The following is a 16,174-nucleotide window of genomic DNA, read 5'->3' as shown; positions in this document are numbered from 1 at the left end:
AACGTAATGCGGGCGGGGTCCCGTTCGGATGACCCCCACCCGGACGGGTCATGGCTTGATGAGCACCTTCAGCGCTTCGCGGTCCGCCATCGCGCGGTAGCCGTCCGGCACGCCCTCGACGTCGGTGGTGCGGTCGAAGACCCTGCCGGGCTGGTACCGGCCCTCGAGGACGTCCGGCAGCAGCTCGGGGATGTAGTGCCGGGCCGGGGCGACGCCGCCGGTGACGGTGACGTTGCGCCGGAACACCGCCGGGCCGATCGGGCCCTCCTCGTACTGCGGGACGCCGACGCGGCTGACCGCGCCGCCGGGACGCACGGCGCCGATGGCCATCTCGAACGCGGCCTTCGTGCCGACGCACTCCAGGACGGCGTGGGTGCCTTCGCCGCCGGTCAGCTCCCGCACCTTCTCGATGCCCTCCTCGCCGCGCTCGGCCACGACGTCGGTCGCGCCGAACTCCCGGCCGAGGTCGGTCCGCGCCCGGTGGCGTCCCATGAGGACGATCCGCTCGGCGCCGAGGCGCTTCGCGGCGAGGACGGCGGAGAGGCCCACGGCGCCGTCGCCGATCACGGTGACGTTCTGGCCCCTCGTCACGCGCGCCTTCGTCGCGGCGTGGTGGCCGGTCGGGAAGACGTCCGACAGCGTGAGCAGCGACGCCAGCAGCGCGTCGTCGTCGGTGTGCGGCACCGGTACGAGGGTGCCGTCGGCCTGCGGCACGCGCACCGCCTCGCCTTGCCCGCCGTCGACGCCCTTCGCGCCCCAGAACCCGCCGTGCAGGCAGGACGTCTGCAGGCCTTCGCGGCAGAACACGCAGGTGTTGTCCGACCAGACGAAGGGCGCGATGGCGAGGTCGCCCTTCTTGACGGTGGTGACGTCGGCGCCGGTCTCCTCGACGATCCCGAGGAACTCGTGCCCGATCCGGCGGCCGTGTTCGCTCGGCGCCATGTCGGCGTAGGGCCAGAGGTCACTGCCGCAGATGCAGGACCGCACCACCCGCAGGATGACGTCGGTCGGCTCGACCAGCTTCGGGTCCGGGACGGTCTCGACCCGCACGTCTCCGGCACCGTAGATGACTGTCGCTCGCATGCTGGGGGCCTTCCCTGGGCGGGTCGTGACAAACGTCGGGGTGCGACTTCGGTGGCGCCTCCGGATTTTCGTCCATGCCCGCGGCCACCGCACTTCGTGGCCCCTTCGCGGCTACCGGCTCCGGTACAGGTCGCGCAGCAGCAGCACCTCGGCGCAGTGGTGGATCATCTCGCGGTGGATGTGCAGCACCAGCGTCGCCATCGGGTACTTGGCGTACGGGCCCTCCGCCGGGCCGCACGGCCGCGCCAGCGCTTCGTCGTCGAGTGACCGCACCCCGGCCACCCACTGCGCGTACAGCTCGTCGAGCTCGGAAAGCGCTTCGGCGGCCGTCCCCGGGTACGGGTAGTCGTCGTAGCCGATCGGCGCCCCGCCGAAGTGCGACCCGATCCGCGCGCCGAGCACGCCGACCAGGAGGTGGCCGAGCCGCCAGGCGATCGTCGTGACCGGCGGCGGGCTCGGTTCGGGGTAGGCCCAGTCGATCGTGAACGGACCCGAGCCGGGCTCGTCGGCCGACTTCCGCGGCCGCACCGTCCAGCAGCCCGGGACCGGCTCCCAGAGGTACTCCTCGTCGGTGAGCCCTCCGAGCTTCGGGCGCGTGTGCACCTTCCAGTGGAAGTCGAGCTGGTCGGTCAGTTCCTCGGTCCAGTTCACGGCCATACCGGGCACCGTAGGCCCGGTCGAGGACAGCACCGGCCCTGAATCCGGCGTGACCCGGCCCACCTGGGACGATGGAGACCGAAACCCACCGTTGCCAGGAGGTCGCCAGGTGCCCAACCCCACCGGTCCGGTTCTCGTCGTGGACTTCGGGGCGCAGTACGCGCAGCTGATCGCCCGGCGCGTCCGCGAGGCACAGATCTACTCGGAGGTCGTGCCGCACAGCGCGTCCACCGAAGAGATCCTCGCGAAGAACCCCGCGGCCATCATCCTTTCCGGTGGCCCTTCGAGCGTGTACGCCGAAGGCGCGCCGGGCATGGACCCGAAGCTCACCGAAGCCGGCGTGCCGATGTTCGGCATCTGCTACGGCCACCAGCTGCTGGCCAGCGCGCTCGGCGGGGTCGTCGAGCCGACCGGCGTGCGCGAGTTCGGCCGCACCGAGGTCCGCGTCACCGGCGACGGCGGTGTCCTGCACGCCGGCCTGCCCGCGCACCAGCCCGCCTGGATGAGCCACAACGACAGCGTCACCAAGGCCCCGGAGGGTGCGGTCGTCACCGCCTCTTCCGACGGCGCCGCGGTCGCCGGCTTCGAGGACGTCGAGCGTCGCTTCGCCGGCGTGCAGTACCACCCGGAGGTCGCGCACTCGCCGCACGGCCAGGAGGTGCTGCGCCGGTTCCTGCGCGACATCGCCGGGATCGAGCCGCAGTGGACGACGTCGTCGATCGTCGAAGAGCAGGTCAAGCGGATCAGCGAGCAGATCGGCGACGGCCGGGCCATCTGCGGCCTGTCCGGCGGCGTCGACTCGGCCGTGGCGGCCGCACTGGTCCAGCGGGCCATCGGCGACCGGCTGACCTGCGTGTTCGTCGACCACGGCCTGCTGCGCGCGGGGGAGCGCACCCAGGTCGAGCAGGACTTCGTCTCCGCCACCGGCGTCAACCTGGTGACCGTCGACGCGCGCGAGCGGTTCCTCGACGCGCTGGCCGGCGTCACCGACCCGGAGCAGAAGCGCAAGATCATCGGCCGCGAGTTCATCCGCGTGTTCGAGCAGGCCGAGCGCGACCTCAAGGCCCAGGGCGACTACAAGTTCCTGGTCCAGGGGACGCTCTACCCGGACGTCGTCGAGTCCGGCGGCGGCGAGGGCACGGCCAACATCAAGAGCCACCACAACGTCGGCGGCCTGCCGGACGACCTCGAGTTCGAGCTGGTCGAGCCGCTGCGGCTGCTGTTCAAGGACGAGGTCCGCCGGGTCGGCCTGGAACTGGGCCTGCCCGAGACGATCGTCCAGCGCCAGCCGTTCCCCGGCCCCGGCCTGGGCATCCGGATCATCGGCGCGGTCGACCAGGAGCGTCTCGACACCCTCCGCGCGGCCGACCTGATCGCGCGTGAGGAGCTGACGGCGGCCGGCCTGGACCGCAGCATCTGGCAGTGCCCGGTGGTGCTGCTGGCCGACGTCCGCAGCGTCGGCGTCCAGGGCGACGGCCGGACCTACGGGCACCCGGTGGTGCTGCGGCCGGTGTCGTCGGAGGACGCGATGACCGCGGACTGGACCCGCCTGCCCTACGACGTCCTGGAGCGGATCTCCACGCGCATCACGAACGAGGTCGCGGAGGTCAACCGGGTGGTGCTGGACGTGACGTCCAAGCCGCCGGGCACCATCGAGTGGGAGTGACCTCCCGGTGGACAAGGCTCGAGGCCCCGGCGTGGGATCCGGGGCCTCGAGGGTTTCCGGGGGTCAGCGGCGCCGCTTGCCGCCGAACGACGCGGTGAGCAGCAGCAGCCCCACGAACACCGCACCGCCGGCGATCACCCAGCGGAAGTCGAACGAGGGCAGCCAGCTCGCGCCGTCCGAGAGGACGTACGCCGACACCAGCAGCGTCGCGACCCCCATGATCAGGGTGAAGACGTCCACGCCGCGCTTGGCCGGCCGGCTGTCGGCCGGTTCGTCGTAGGCGTAGGGGTTCTGCTCAGTCACGCCGCACCTCCACGTTGCCCACGTTGTTCGAAACCTTCAGGGTGATTTTCTGGCCGCCGGGCCCGTCCGGGCCGTTGTCGGTGCCGACCAGCGCGGGTTCGCCGACGCCGTCGCTCGAGCGGCCGAAGCACGACGTCTCGCCCGCGCCGGTGTGGCAGTCGAAGGTGACGTCGGCGTTCGACGGCACGATGACCGTGGTGTCGCCCGCGCCGTTGGACACGGCCGTCGCGTACGGCGCCCCTTCGGGCAGCTCGGTCAGGTCGAGCCGGATGTCGCCGGCCGCGTGCTGGTAGACCGCCTGCAGCTCGGCCGGCGAGTGCGGGGTCGGCTTGAGGTCGCCGAGGCCGCCGCGGACGTCGAAGTCCTTGAACGGCGCCGTCGTCAGCACCAGCCCGACGATGGCCAGCGGAATCGCCAGCCCGATCAGGCCGCGGCCGCCGCGGGCGAACGCGCCGGCCACCAGTCCGATGCCGACCACGCCGAGCACCAGGCCGACGATGTGCTGCGCGTCGAACCAGGTGGCGCCGTTGAGACCGGCGAGCACGCCGGCCCCGGCGGTCACCACGGCGAGGGCGAACGTGGCCGAGCCGACCTTCGACCGCGGGCCCCGCTGCACCCCGTGGTGGTGTGACGCCCGCGGCGGCGGGGTCGGTTGCGGCTCCGGAGGCGGCGGCGCGTCGGGCAGGTCCCAGCCGGCCGGGTCGGCGGCGAGGGGATCCCAGCCCCGGGCCGGCGACGGCGCCTCGGCGGTGTCGGTCATGGTGAAGGCTCCGTTTCCGGTGAAGGCCGGGTAGGACGTCCGCGCGGCGACCGGCGCGGGCCGGTTCTCGTGGCCGCGGGCGCGGTGCAGCAGGTAGAGGGCGGCGGCGATGAGCGCGCAGCTGATCAGCCCGCCGCCGTCGAACCACGACCCGGTGATCGAGCCACCGGCGCTGACGACGGTGAGGACCATGAGCACCACGGCGAACGCTGGCGAAACCGACGACCGGCCGCGCCCGATGAGGCTTTCGAAGCCGGAGACCTCGTCGCTCTCGCCGGGCAGGAACAGCCACCCCAGCAGGTAGAAGGGAACGCCGAACCCGCCGAAGACGGTCGTGACGACCAGCGCAACCCGCACGACGACGGGATCGATCCCGTACCGGTACCCGATGGCCGCGGCCACCCCCGCCAGTTTCCGCCCGGCGTGCGGCCGCCGGGGCCGGCTGACCCAGAAGTCCTTGACGGTCTCCTCGAAGCCGTTCAGGACCCCCGGCTTCTCGCTCGCACCACTCATACCGAGAAGCATGCGGCACCCGCGGTGGCGGGACATCCGGGATGGTCCCTGAGGTTTCCCCTGGCTGATCGGATCAGGGGTTTCCCGGATGGAACCGGACACCCCTGCGTGTGACCATGGACGGCGTGCAGGAGTCCCTCGACCACGTCACCGCCGAGCAGGCGATCACGCCCGCCGACCCCACCCGGCCGAAGATGTTCCGGCGCCGGTCCGGGCGGGCCATTGCCGGGGTGGCCGGGGGGCTGGCCGATCACCTCGGCGTTCCGGTCGTCTGGGTGCGGACCGCGTTCGCCCTCCTGGCCGCGCTCAACGGTGCCGGGCTGCTCGCCTACGGTCTCCTCTGGGTCTTCGTCCAGCAGCAGACCGAAGAAGGCTCCGAAACGCCGACCCCGAAGGAACGGCAGCAGGCGTTCGGCCTGATCGCGCTCGGCGTCGGCCTCGCCGTCGCCAGCGGGACGCTCACCGGGTTCATCAGCGGCTGGGTCGCCGTGCCGCTCGCCGTGGCGATGCTCGGGCTCGCCGTTGTCTGGCGGGAGGCGGACGAGTCGCAGCGGCGCCGGTGGCGGGTCGGTGCGAAGGACGGCTTCGCGGGAGCGTTCCTCGGCGGGGGCGGCTGGTCGGCCGCCATCCGGATCGTCGCCGGGGTGGCGCTGGTGATCACCGGCATCACCGTCGTCGTGCTGCGCAGCGGTACCCTCGACCAGGTCCAGTTCGCGCTGATCGCCGTCGTCGCGACGCTCATCGGGGTCGCCGTGCTGACCGTGCCGTTCTGGCTGCGGCTGGTCCGGGACCTCTCCGACGAGCGCAAGGCCCGCATCCGCACCGACGAACGCGCCGAGATCGCCGCCCACCTGCACGACTCCGTCCTGCAGACGCTGGCCCTGATCCAGAAGCAGAGCGAGCAGCCCCGCGAGGTCGCGCGGCTGGCCCGCAGCCAGGAGCGCGAGCTGCGCGGCTGGCTCTACGGCGCAGGCGGCTACGGCAAGCCGGCCGAGGCGGTCGAGGAGACCACCGGCCAGCTCTCCGAGGCCCTCGCGACCGCGTGCGGCGAGGTCGAGGACACCTTCGCGATCTCGGTCGGCCAGGTCGTCGTCGGCGATGCGGAGCTGGACGAATCGCTCGTCGCGCTGGTCCAGGCCGCGCGCGAGGCGATCGTCAACGCGGCCAAGCACGCCGGCGTCGAGGAGGTCAGCGTCTACGCCGAGGTCGAGCCGACGTCGGTCACGGTGTTCGTCCGCGACCGCGGCAAGGGCTTCGACCCCGACCTCGTCCCCGACGACCGCCACGGCCTCGCCGACTCCATCCGCGGCCGGATGACCCGCCACGGCGGCACGTGCAAGGTCCGGACGGCGCCGGGCGAGGGCACCGAGGTGCAGCTCGCCATGCCGGTGAAAGCGGGCAAGGGAGCAGCGTGAGGCGGCTATGCTCGACGACGTGACTGACACCCAGCGCGAACCGGTCAAGGTGTTCCTCGTCGACGACCACGCGCTGTTCCGCGCGGGCGTGCGCACCGAGCTCGACTCGATCACCGACGAGGTCCGCGTGGTCGGCGAGGCCGGCTCGGTCGCCGAAGCGGTGGCCGGCATCGCCCGCACGAAGCCCCAGGTGGTGCTGCTCGACGTCCACATGCCCGACGGCGGCGGCGCCGAGGTCCTGCGCCGGGTCCGCCCCGAGCTGCCGGACGTGGTGTTCCTGGCCCTGTCGGTCTCCGACGCGGCGGAGGACGTGATCGCGGTGATCCGCGCGGGCGCCCGCGGCTACGTGACGAAGACGATCTCGTCGAAGGAACTGGTCCGCGCGGTGGTCCGCGTGGCCGACGGCGACGCGGTGTTCTCGCCGCGCCTGGCCGGTTTCGTGCTGGACGCGTTCGCCGACCGCCCCGGCTCGGCCCCGATCAACGACCCGGAGCTGGACCTGCTGACGCCCCGCGAGCGCGACGTCCTGCGCCTGCTGGCCCGCGGGTACGCGTACAAGGAGATCGCGTCGGAGCTGTTCATCTCGGTGAAGACGGTGGAGACGCACGTTTCGAGCGTCCTGCGGAAGACCCAGCTGTCGAACCGCTACGAGCTCTCCCGCTGGGCCTCCGACCGCCGTCTCGTCTGAGCTTCAGTCCGCCAGGGGAGCGAGTGGCCGCGGCGCGCGCCCGGTGGTGTCGTCACCAAGCCCATCCGCCTGGTCACCCGGCACGGCCACGGCCTCTCGCTCCGGCTTCTGCAGCCGGGTCAGCGCCACACCCCCGAGCACGACCACCATGCCGGCGATCACCCGCAGGTGCAGCTGCTCACCCAGGAACACCGCGCCCAGCAGCACCGAAACCACCGGCAGCAGGTACCCGACGACCGACGCCGCCACCGCGCCTTCGCTCGCCAGCAGCTGGTAGTTCAGCGCGAACGCGATCCCCGTCGACCCGATCCCCAGCACCAGCACCGCCAGCAGCGGCCCGGTGGACACGTGCACCGGCGTGAGCCCGCCGACCGGCAGCGCCAGCACCAGCATCCCGCTGGCCAGGATCATCTGCCCGGCCGAGATCGCGTACGGCGAAGACGTCGGCGAAGAGAGGTACTTGCCCTCGTAGACGAACGCGAAGCCGTAGCTCGCCGCCGCCGCGAGGCACGCCAGCGCGCCCCAGCTCAGCAGGCCCGACGCCTGCCACGGCGCGAAGATCAGCAGGATCCCGCCGAGGCCGACGACCAGCCCGGCCAGCCGCGTCCCCGTCATCCGCGACGACGTCCCCATCAGCGGTGCCGCCAGCAGCACCCACAGCGGCGTCGTCGAGTTCAGCACGCCGGTGATGCCCGAATCGACCGTCGTCTCACCGATCGCGAACAGCAGGAACGGCAGCGCGTTGTGGAAGAACGCGGCGACCGCCAGGTGCCCCCACGTCCGGCGGTCGCGCGGCAGCCGCGCCCGCTGCAGCCGGCACAGCACCAGCAGCATGGCGGCGCCGAGCACCAGCCGCGCCAGCACCAGCTGCACCGGCGAGAACATCCCCAGCCCCAGCTTGATCCAGAAGAAGCTCGAACCCCACATCAGCGCCAGCGCACCGATCCTGAGCAGGGTCTTCGTCTCGCCCACCCCAGTTCCTCCTTCGAAAGCCGATGCCAGCTTCGCCCGGAGGAGAAGTAAGGACAAGCGAGATTAACTGCATGAACACTTAAGCCGAGCTGTACGATCAAGGGCATGCTCGACGTCCGCCGCATGCAGGTCCTCCGCGCCGTCATCACCAGCGGGTCGATCACCGCCGCGGCCCGCAACCTCGGCTACACGCCGTCCGCGATCAGCCAGCAGCTGTCCACATTGGAACGCGAAGCGGGCACCGAGCTGCTCGAACGCGTCGGCCGCGGCGTCCGGCCGACCGCCGCGGGTGCGCTGCTGTCCGAGCACGCCGAGACGCTGAGCGCCGAGCTCGCCCGGGCCGAAGCGGCGCTGACCGAGCTCAAGGAGGGCCGCACCGGCCGCGTCTCGATCCGCTACTTCGCCACGGCGGGCGCGTCGCTGGTGCCGCCCGCGATCGCCGCCGTCCGCCGCGAGCACCCCGGCGTGCGCCTCGACCTCAAGCTCGTCGAGCCGGACGACCCGATGACCGACGTCGAAGCGGGCCGGGCCGACGTCGCGATCACCGTCTTCCCGCGCCGGACCCCGCCCGGCAAGGGCGTCGAGCTGGTGCACCTGCTGGACGACCCGTACCGGGCGGTGCTGCCGAAGGCTCACCCGCTGGCGCGCAAGCGCGTGCTGGACCTGTCGGAGTTCGCCGAAGAGCCGTGGGTCGGCGTCGACGGCCTGCCCGGCGTCTGCCGCGACATCCTCGACAGCGCCTGCGCGTCCGCCGGGTTCGCGCCGAACGTCGTCGTCGAATCCGAGGACTACCAGACGGCGCTGGGCTTCGTCGCGGCCGGCATCGGCGTCGGGCTGATCCCGGAGCTCGGGCTGGGACTCGGCGCGCAGCACCCCGGCGTGGTCGTCCGCCGCCTCCGCAACCCCCAGCCGGTCCGCGCGATCCACGCCGCGGTCGCTTCGCGGGCCTGGGGCCACCCGGCGGTCCACACGCTGCTGGAAGCCATGCGCGCGGCGACCGCCAAGGTGGCCTAGACGAAGAACAGCTCGGTGACGAGGATGCCGACCAGCACCGCGGCCAGGATGGCGGCCACGGTGACCAGCGTCTTCTTCGACACCGGCAGGTTCCAGGCCTGAGCCTGGGCCTGGGGCTGGGCGCCCGGAGCGAGCGGCGGCGCGTACTGCGTCGGCGGCGGGACCGGCTGCATCCGCTGCGTCTGCTCCGCCGCGGAGAAGCCGGGCGCGCCGACCGGGATTTGCTGCTGGAACTGCGGTCCCGACGGCGGCATCGGCGGCCCCGCGGCCGCCAGCCCCGGGTTGAAGGGCGGGGGCGGCGGTGGTGGCATCCCCGGCGCCGTCGGCGGGATGAACGCCGTTTCGCGGCCTTCGGTGATGGCCTTCATCGAGTGGACGGTGTCCGCCATCGTCGGCCGCGTGTTCGGGTCCGCGCGCAGCATCTTGCGCAGCGCCTCGGTCAGCACGCCCGAGTTCTGCGGCGGGCGCTCGGACGACTGGCCGTCGTCCCCGAACGGCGGCACGCCCTCCACCGCGGTGTAGAGCGTCGCGCCGAGGGAGAAGACGTCCGCCGCCGGCGTGCCCGGCAGGCCGCGCGCGACCTCGGGTGCCACGTACGCCGGGCTCGGCCCGCCGCCGCTGATCCCGATGTCGGTGAGCTTGACGCCGCCGTCGTCGGCCAGCAGCACGGTGCCCGGCTCGAGGGTGCGGTGCACGAACCCGGCCGCGTGGATGGCGGCGAGGGCGTTGCCGAGCTGGATGCCCAGCTGCGCCGCCTGGTCCGGGGTGAGCCTGCCGTGCTCGGCGAGGAACGTCGCCATGCTGCGCGACGGGATGTACTCCATCACCAGCCAGACGTCCTGGCCGTCCGGCAGCACGTCGAACACCTTGATCGCGCACGGGTGCTCGATCCGGGCCGCGTCCTTGCCCTCCTGCATGGCGGCGGCGCGGGCCTGCTCGGCCCGCTCGCCGGCGCCGACCGGCAGGTACATCCGCTTCATCGCGACGGTGCGGAACAGCCGCGTGTCGAACGCCAGCCAGACGATGCCGGCGCGGCCGCGGCCGATCGGCTGGTCCAGCCGGAACCGGCCGCCGACGATGGTGCCTTCGGAACTCAACACATACCTCGGGTCACGGCGTGGTGGAAGTGGGCGGCTGCGACGACGGGGGCTCGCTGGTCGGCGGCGGTTCGGAAGTCGTCGGCTTCGTCGGCGTAGTCGTCTTCGGCGTCGTTGTCGTCGGCGGTTCGGTGTTCCGCGACGTCGTCGCCTTCTTCGACGATGAGGTCGACTCGGTCACCGGCGGCGGCACATCAGCCGTGCTGACCTCGTCCGAGGTCGTCGGCGTCGGTGTCTCCGACGTCGCGACGGGCGACGGCTTGCTGCTGGACACCGGCGCGGCAGGCGCCTCCGGGTTGTTCGGGCTCAGCAGCCACACGACGAGCGCGACCAGGCCCACGACCACGACACCGCCGATGATCGCCGGGCGCTTCCACGCGCCGGGCTTGCCCTCGTCCTCGTCGACCGGGCTCATCTGCGGCCGCGACCGCGCCGGGGGCGGCGGGGCGGGCTCGTCGTCGTAGTCGTCGTAATCGTCTTCGTACCCGTGCTCCTGCGGCACCGGCACGGCGCGGGTCGCGGCCAGCCCCGGCGGCACCCCGCCGGCCGCGTGGCGGTCGTCCTCGCGGTAGTGGTCGTACCCGTCGTAGTCGTCCTCCGGGTAGCCGGTGGCCTCCGGGTAGTCGTCCTCGTCGTAGAACGGCACGGCCTGTGTCGGGGCGCCGCCGCCGAGCAGCGTGCCCGAGTGGCCGGCGGGGATCTCGTCGAACATCTGCGTCGCGTTCGGGTCGGCGACGGCGGCCGCGCCGAGGACGCCCGCGGACGGCGCCAGCATCGTTTCGTCCGCCGGGCCGCCGAGCGGCGTCTCACCGCGCGCGACGGCCGCGAGCAGCTCCTCGCACTCCTCGGCGGTCGGCCGGTGCTCGATCTCCGGGTGCAGCAGCACGGCCAGCACGCTGGCCAGCGGCCCGGACTGGCGCGGCGGGTTGATCTGCCCGGCCGCGACCGCGTGCAGCAGGCTGAGCGTGTTCTCGGACAGCCCGAACGGCGGCTGGCCCTCGCACGCCGCGTAGAGCGTGGAGCCGAGGGAGAAGACGTCGGACTCCGGCCCCGGCTCGCCGCCGATGGCGACCTCGGGGGCCAGGTAGGCGGGGGTGCCGGCGATCATCCCGGTCTTGGTGACCGTGACGTCGTCCTTGGCCCGCGAGATCCCGAAGTCGGTGATCTTCACGGTGCCGTTGCCGGCGAGCAGGATGTTGCCCGGCTTGATGTCGCGGTGCACGATCCCGACCGCGTGGGCCTCCCGCAGCGCCGCAGCGACCTGGGCACCGATGCGCGCCACCTCGGTCGGCGGCAGCGTGCGGCGCTCCTGCAGCACGGCGGCCAGGCTCGTGGAGTTGAGGTACTCCATGATCAGGCACGGCTGGCCGTTGTCGTCGGTGACGACGTCGAAGACGGAGATCGCGTTGGGGTGGTGCAGCCGGGCCGCGATCCGGCCCTCCCGCATCGTCCGCTGGCGGGCGTCCTCGGCGTCGTGCTGGTCCAGGTGCGGCTGGAGCAGGAGCTGCTTGATGGCCACGGTGCGGCCCAGCACCTCGTCGTGCGCCTTCCAGACGGCCCCCATCGCGCCCGTGCCGATCCGGCCGACGATGCGGTACCGATCGGCGACCAGACGACCCTCGTCGCTCACGCGACCTCCCTTTGGGCTCCGGCTTCACCAGGGCGCGTGGATCGGTGCCTGGTGACGCGGCCGCGAACACGCCGCTTCGCTGGAGCGTATGCACATGTCGTGGGCTCTGGGCCGGCTTTTCCGAGACCGGCCCGTGACAAGGCTAGGCGCTCACTCTGCGCACACGAATTCGGCACGGGCACTTGAACCAGGGGTGAAGGGGTGGTCGCCGTGGGCTACATGTACTGGGCGGAGACGAGCTCGGCTTCGGTGATCAACCCACCGCTGTCGGCCACCCGGAACAGCTGGGTGACGCGCACCAGGGCGCCGTCCGGCCGGTGCAGCGTCGCCACCGCGAGGATCGAGCCGTCCGGGTTGATCTGCGTGTCGGCTTCCTGGACGTCGATGGCGTCCATCGCGCTCCAGGTGCGGACCAGTTCGCCGGCCGTGCTGTCGGCCAGCGCCGGGCTCAGCAGCGCCAGCGCGCCCGCCGAGTCCTGGGCGATCTTGGCGTAGAAGTCCTTGACGGCCTGGATCTTGCGGCTCGCGCTGCGCGCGTCGGCGGCCTTGTCCGGGACCGGGTTGGCCGTGGCGGGCGCGGGTTGGCTGCGCGGGGTGCCGTTCGCGGCGCCGGACGGCGTGGTGTCGGCGTGCGTGCCCGGCGTCGCCGGGCTGTGCCGCTCCGGCGCGCTGCCGCCGGCCTGGTGCTGCGGGACGGCGAGGCCGCCGAGTTCCGCCGCGCCGCTGAACCCGGCGGGCGTGGACTGGCCGCCGGAGGAGGAGGCGGCGCGGTGCGAACTGGTCAGCATCGGCGCGGCGACCACGGCGCCGGCGACGAGCGCGCCCGCGGCGACCAGCCCGGTCAGCTTCGCGCGGCGCGCGAAGCGGCTTTCCGGCTCGCCGGCGTCTTCGGCCTGCTCCGGCTCGCGGACGGGTTCCGGCCGCGACGGCAGGAACCGCTGCGGGTCGCGGAAGACCTGCTCGAGGTGGTCGCGGTCGGCGTCGGCGACACCGTCCAGGATCTCGGCCGGGATGACGTCCTCGACGCGGACGGCGTGGGGTGACTCACGCCGTGTGCGCTGCCGATCAAGCACGAAAGTCCTCGCTCTGGGTTCCGGGACAGGCGCTCGGCCGTTCGGCCGGGCTCCCGCTGGTCCGGTCGGCCGACTCGTGGCCGGTCTCCGGATTCGTTGTCGTCAGGTAACCCTGTGCGGACGGCGACCACCAGGCTCTGTCGCCGGAATGCCGTCGCGATACGACGAGCGGCAGCTTATGTCACCCACCCGGACCAGGCACAACCGCTCGGCGCACCGCACGTGCATCAGAACGGGCGAACCGCACGTGCAGGTGCGGTTACTGGCCGTCAGCAGTGATCTTGTCGCCGTCGCCGAACGTCAGCGTGCGCTGCTCGATCGTCTTGGTCCCGTCGGTGTGGGTGACCTCGAGGGTGTTGACGGTGACACCGCGCTGCTGGTCGATGCTGACCTTCTTGACCTCGAAGTAGGCGATGCCGGCGTACCGGTCGGCGAGCGCCTGCGGCCCCTGGTCGTGCAGCCGGCCGGTGGTCACCGACGACGCCGCGGCCGGGTCGGTGGTGACGGTGTTGAAGAACTTCTCCGAGTTGTCCCCCATGGTCTGGGCGTCCGGCGGGAAGGAGTACCACCACGGCGGTTTGACCGGCGTCTCGCGCTGGGCGGGCGTGACCGGCGGCTTCCGCGGCGCCGCGGTCGGGCCGGCGGGGCCGGTGGTCGGCGTGCCGGTCTCGGTGGTGCCCTCGGTGGGCGGGGGAACGGCGTCGTCGACCGGCCCGGCGCCGCCGCCGGCCGCGGTCCGCCCGGCAGCGTCGTCGTCCGTCCGGGACGTGCTCTCAGGTCCGGCCGCGGAGCCGCCCTGCGTCGGCGGCCGGTGCTCACCGGTGGGATCGGCGAGCGTCGGCACGCCCTGGTAGCCCGGCCAGGAACCCTGCACGGCCTGGTCCATCGGCGGTTTCCCGACCAGGAAGGACCCGGCGCACAGCAGCCCGACGACCACGGCACCGGACGCGCCGGTGGCGAACCAGGCGGCCTTCCGCCAGGTCTTCGGCGGCGTCACCGACGCCGGCACCGACCCGATGGTGAAGCCGCCGAGGCCGTCGAGGGGCGGCGCGGAGTAGATGCGGACGTCTTCCTCGTCGACGTCCACGCACCGGGGCGCGGGCGCGGCCAGCGAGACGCGGGTCCGCCGCGCGACCTGCTCGGCGTGGCTCTCGACGACCGGTGGCTCGTCCGGCTCGGGGTCTTCGAAGGCGTCGAGCGGCAGGCTTCCGTGCGCCGCCGGGAAAAGCGGCGCCGCGGGGCGCCGGTCACGAGGCTGCGGCAATGGGAGCAAGCCGGAGACCGGCGGATCGGGCTGGATGGCGGGGGCCCGAAAAGGGTGGCTGTCCACCTCTGGCTCGGCCAGCCGGCCGGAGAACCCGCACTCGGCGGGCTCGGCGGGGTGAGGGCGGGCGAACGGCTCGCCCGCCGGTGGCCTGCCCGGGGCTTGGTGGGGCAACGCGTAGGCCCTTCCGGTGGGTGCCGCACCCGGCTCGGGGGACCGGAAACCGGGCTCCGGCGCGGCTCCGGCCGCGCGGTGGCGCACCGGGCGGTGCTGCGGCAGCGGCGGCGTCCAGCTCTCCGCGCCGCCGCGCCGGTGCCGCCCGGGATGGGCGGACGCCGCGGCGTGTCCGTGGAACTCCGTGCCTTGGCTCATGTGGGCTCGACCACCCGGCGGTACGGTCCTGACGCCGTCCGGCGGCACGACGACCCGATCGGAGCACCCTCACGCGCGGAATCCTGTTCGGAATCCTGCGCAGATGCACGCGCACGCGACTGGGGGCGCGCGGGGCCACTGCCCCCGCGCGTCCCGCGGGCATCGCCCGACCCAGACGCAAGGGTCCTCACGCCGTCAACCCTAGGAGCATCCGGCGGAGAAAGTCGCCCCCAAACCTGCAAGTTGCAGAGGTTTCACTCGGTCGGGCGCGACTGAACGGGCGATGGTGACGCTGCGAAGTTTCACGCAGCGCCATCGGCCCTGATCAGGCGTTTCAGCCTCCCGTGCGGTAACGGTCCCGGGTGGACTGCAGCGCCTTCGTCGCCACTACGCCGCTACCCGCGGCGACGATGATCGCGACGACGTCCAGCGTGGGTCCCCCGGCCGTGAGCAACCAGGCGAACAGCGAAGCCGCGGTGGTACCGCCGGCAACGGCCCACCTGCTCCGGACGTACTGCGCGACCGGTGCGCCGCCTGCCCGCTTACCCGCAGCGTTGTTCAGCAACGCCAGATACCCCACATGGCCCAGCGCGGCCAGCACGCTCACGAGCGCGACGATGACGGCGATGAGGTTCACGAGCCAGTCCATGTGTCCAGTCTGCCCGTACCCCGGCCGGTGGTGCCTCGGGGAAGACCCCGAATTCACCGCAACCGTTACCGGCCGAGCCGGCCGCGCCCCAGGTTCAGCAGCGCCATCGCCAGCTGCCGGCCGTCCGGGCCGAGTTCGCGGTAGCGGGCGAGCACGTCCATCTCGCGGTTGTAGACGATGCGCGTGCCGCCGGCGGCCATCCGCGCCGCCCCGATCGTCTTGGACACCTCGACCCGGCGTTTCACCAGCCGCAGGATCTCCTTGTCCAGGTGGTCGATCTCCTCGCGGAGTGCGGCGATGTCGTCGCCCGCGGGGGTGTGCTCGGCGGGCTGGCCGTCGGCGTTCGTCGCGTGTGCGTTCATCGGGACCTCTTCCTTGAGACCCGGACCGGCCCCAGGGACGGCGACAGCCCCGGGTCCGTGGACTCCGGGGCTGGCGTGATGGCGGTTCGGGCACTACGCGATCACGGGAGCCGGAGTCCGGGTCCCGTAAAAAAATCGCTCCGCGTGGTGCCGCATGCACTCAGTATGGCACAGCGGCACCGGCCCGCCCCCGGACCGAGCGCACCCGAGCATGAACCAAGAGGCTCACCCCGAGCCAGAACACCGGGAACACCGGCCAGAAGAACCCGGCGCCCAGCACCGCCCAGCGGGCGATCACCAGCACGGCGACGGCGGCCACGACGGCGAGGTGGACGCGCAGCGCGGGATGCCGCCGCAATGCGGCCCGGCTCAGCGGGAAGCCGGGCGGGGCGGGCGCCGGCCGCGGCAGGTCCGCGGTGAGGGCGGAGAGCTCGTCGGTGAAGCGGGCGGTGTAGACGCGGCTGAGGCGCTCTTCGACTTCGTCGAGGGTGAGCCGGCCTTCGGAACCGGCGGTCTGGACGGCGGTGGCGACGCGCTCGCGGTCGGCGTCGGCGGCCCGGATGCGGGCGGAACTGGTGTCTTCCATGTCCGCCGATGGTCCGCGCGCGGCGGCCGCACCGCGTCGGACGGCAGGCGACACCCCGCGGTACGCCTGC

16 protein-coding genes are annotated in these 16,174 nt (G+C 72.8%); 4 read left to right on the top strand and 12 right to left on the bottom strand.

The window, feature by feature from the left end; all coding sequences use genetic code 11:
- Positions 1–48: 48 nt before the first annotated feature.
- Together HUT10_RS23475 and HUT10_RS23470 are read right to left on the bottom strand one after the other, a co-directional pair.
- Positions 49–1,083, bottom strand: coding sequence for an alcohol dehydrogenase catalytic domain-containing protein (locus HUT10_RS23475; protein WP_176173212.1), 1,035 nt, complete (start codon positions 1,081–1,083; stop codon positions 49–51).
- 111 nt (positions 1,084–1,194) lie between these two features.
- Complete coding sequence (locus tag HUT10_RS23470) at positions 1,195–1,740, bottom strand: DinB family protein (protein ID WP_176173211.1); 546 nt, start codon at positions 1,738–1,740, stop codon at positions 1,195–1,197.
- 109 nt (positions 1,741–1,849) lie between these two features.
- On the opposite strand from HUT10_RS23470, the gene guaA reads away from it, so the two are divergent.
- Positions 1,850–3,406, top strand: coding sequence for a glutamine-hydrolyzing GMP synthase (guaA, locus tag HUT10_RS23465; protein ID WP_176173210.1), 1,557 nt, complete (start codon positions 1,850–1,852; stop codon positions 3,404–3,406).
- Positions 3,407–3,469: 63 nt separating this feature from the next.
- Here guaA and HUT10_RS23460 read toward each other — a convergent pair whose 3' ends face one another.
- Together HUT10_RS23460 and HUT10_RS23455 are read right to left on the bottom strand one after the other, a co-directional pair.
- On the bottom strand, positions 3,470–3,709 hold the full coding sequence (locus HUT10_RS23460; RefSeq protein ID WP_176173209.1) for a hypothetical protein: 240 nt from the start codon (positions 3,707–3,709) through the stop codon (positions 3,470–3,472).
- Complete coding sequence (locus HUT10_RS23455) at positions 3,702–4,982, bottom strand: PspC domain-containing protein (protein ID WP_176173208.1); 1,281 nt, start codon at positions 4,980–4,982, stop codon at positions 3,702–3,704. Before HUT10_RS23455 ends, HUT10_RS23460 begins: the two co-directional genes overlap by 8 nt.
- A gap of 110 nt (positions 4,983–5,092) precedes the next feature.
- Here HUT10_RS23455 and HUT10_RS23450 point away from each other — a divergent pair, with 110 nt between their 5' ends.
- Together HUT10_RS23450 and HUT10_RS23445 are read left to right on the top strand one after the other, a co-directional pair.
- Positions 5,093–6,397, top strand: a complete 1,305-nt coding sequence (locus HUT10_RS23450) for an ATP-binding protein (RefSeq protein WP_176173207.1) — start codon at positions 5,093–5,095, stop codon at positions 6,395–6,397.
- A 7-nt stretch (positions 6,398–6,404) separates the two neighbouring features.
- Positions 6,405–7,085: a response regulator transcription factor gene (locus tag HUT10_RS23445; protein WP_176173206.1), complete on the top strand. Its 681-nt coding sequence runs from the start codon at positions 6,405–6,407 to the stop codon at positions 7,083–7,085.
- A gap of 3 nt (positions 7,086–7,088) precedes the next feature.
- Here HUT10_RS23445 and HUT10_RS23440 read toward each other — a convergent pair whose 3' ends face one another.
- Complete coding sequence (locus HUT10_RS23440) at positions 7,089–8,057, bottom strand: DMT family transporter (protein WP_254896999.1); 969 nt, start codon at positions 8,055–8,057, stop codon at positions 7,089–7,091.
- A gap of 105 nt (positions 8,058–8,162) precedes the next feature.
- Here HUT10_RS23440 and HUT10_RS23435 point away from each other — a divergent pair, with 105 nt between their 5' ends.
- On the top strand, positions 8,163–9,071 hold the full coding sequence (locus tag HUT10_RS23435; protein WP_176173205.1) for a LysR family transcriptional regulator: 909 nt from the start codon (positions 8,163–8,165) through the stop codon (positions 9,069–9,071).
- Here the strand turns inward: HUT10_RS23435 and HUT10_RS23430 are convergent.
- The 7 genes from HUT10_RS23430 to HUT10_RS23400 form a co-directional block, all read right to left on the bottom strand.
- A complete protein-coding gene (locus tag HUT10_RS23430; RefSeq protein ID WP_176173204.1) occupies positions 9,068–10,168 on the bottom strand; it encodes a serine/threonine-protein kinase in 1,101 nt (366 codons plus the stop codon). The two genes, HUT10_RS23435 and HUT10_RS23430, sit on opposite strands and share 4 nt — an antisense overlap.
- A 13-nt stretch (positions 10,169–10,181) precedes the next feature.
- Complete coding sequence (locus HUT10_RS23425) at positions 10,182–11,798, bottom strand: serine/threonine-protein kinase (protein WP_176173203.1); 1,617 nt, start codon at positions 11,796–11,798, stop codon at positions 10,182–10,184.
- Positions 11,799–12,013: 215 nt separating this feature from the next.
- A complete protein-coding gene (locus HUT10_RS23420; RefSeq protein WP_176173202.1) occupies positions 12,014–12,871 on the bottom strand; it encodes a hypothetical protein in 858 nt (285 codons plus the stop codon).
- A 259-nt stretch (positions 12,872–13,130) separates the two neighbouring features.
- Positions 13,131–14,507 carry a hypothetical protein gene (locus HUT10_RS23415; RefSeq protein WP_254896998.1) on the bottom strand — a complete coding sequence of 459 codons (1,377 nt, stop codon included), beginning with the start codon at positions 14,505–14,507 and terminating at the stop codon, positions 13,131–13,133.
- A gap of 334 nt (positions 14,508–14,841) precedes the next feature.
- A complete protein-coding gene (locus tag HUT10_RS23410) occupies positions 14,842–15,156 on the bottom strand; it encodes a hypothetical protein (RefSeq protein ID WP_176173201.1) in 315 nt (104 codons plus the stop codon).
- Between the two features lie 65 nt (positions 15,157–15,221).
- A complete protein-coding gene (locus tag HUT10_RS23405; RefSeq protein ID WP_176173200.1) occupies positions 15,222–15,518 on the bottom strand; it encodes a chorismate mutase in 297 nt (98 codons plus the stop codon).
- Between the two features lie 160 nt (positions 15,519–15,678).
- On the bottom strand, positions 15,679–16,104 hold the full coding sequence (locus HUT10_RS23400; RefSeq protein ID WP_176173199.1) for a DUF1707 domain-containing protein: 426 nt from the start codon (positions 16,102–16,104) through the stop codon (positions 15,679–15,681).
- Positions 16,105–16,174 lie beyond the last annotated feature (70 nt).

The sequence above is a fragment of the Amycolatopsis sp. Hca4 genome (genome assembly GCF_013364075.1).
GTDB lineage: Bacteria > Actinomycetota > Actinomycetes > Mycobacteriales > Pseudonocardiaceae > Amycolatopsis.
Note: the sequence above shows the minus strand (reverse complement) of the source record. Positions and strands in the feature narration are given on the sequence as shown.

What these genes read in the sequence shown, in the direction of transcription:
- HUT10_RS23470 (WP_176173211.1), bottom strand. Translation starts at nt 1,740, where the DNA reads ATGGCCGTGAACTGGACCGAGGAACTGACCGACCAGCTCGACTTCCAC.
- HUT10_RS23410 (WP_176173201.1), bottom strand. Translation starts at nt 15,156, where the DNA reads ATGGACTGGCTCGTGAACCTCATCGCCGTCATCGTCGCGCTCGTGAGC.
- HUT10_RS23400 (WP_176173199.1), bottom strand. Translation starts at nt 16,104, where the DNA reads ATGGAAGACACCAGTTCCGCCCGCATCCGGGCCGCCGACGCCGACCGC.
- HUT10_RS23415 (WP_254896998.1), bottom strand. Translation starts at nt 14,507, where the DNA reads ATGAGCCAAGGCACGGAGTTCCACGGACACGCCGCGGCGTCCGCCCAT.
- HUT10_RS23445 (WP_176173206.1), top strand. Translation starts at nt 6,405, where the DNA reads ATGCTCGACGACGTGACTGACACCCAGCGCGAACCGGTCAAGGTGTTC.
- HUT10_RS23435 (WP_176173205.1), top strand. Translation starts at nt 8,163, where the DNA reads ATGCTCGACGTCCGCCGCATGCAGGTCCTCCGCGCCGTCATCACCAGC.
- HUT10_RS23475 (WP_176173212.1), bottom strand. Translation starts at nt 1,083, where the DNA reads ATGCGAGCGACAGTCATCTACGGTGCCGGAGACGTGCGGGTCGAGACC.
- HUT10_RS23455 (WP_176173208.1), bottom strand. Translation starts at nt 4,982, where the DNA reads ATGAGTGGTGCGAGCGAGAAGCCGGGGGTCCTGAACGGCTTCGAGGAG.
- HUT10_RS23405 (WP_176173200.1), bottom strand. Translation starts at nt 15,518, where the DNA reads ATGAACGCACACGCGACGAACGCCGACGGCCAGCCCGCCGAGCACACC.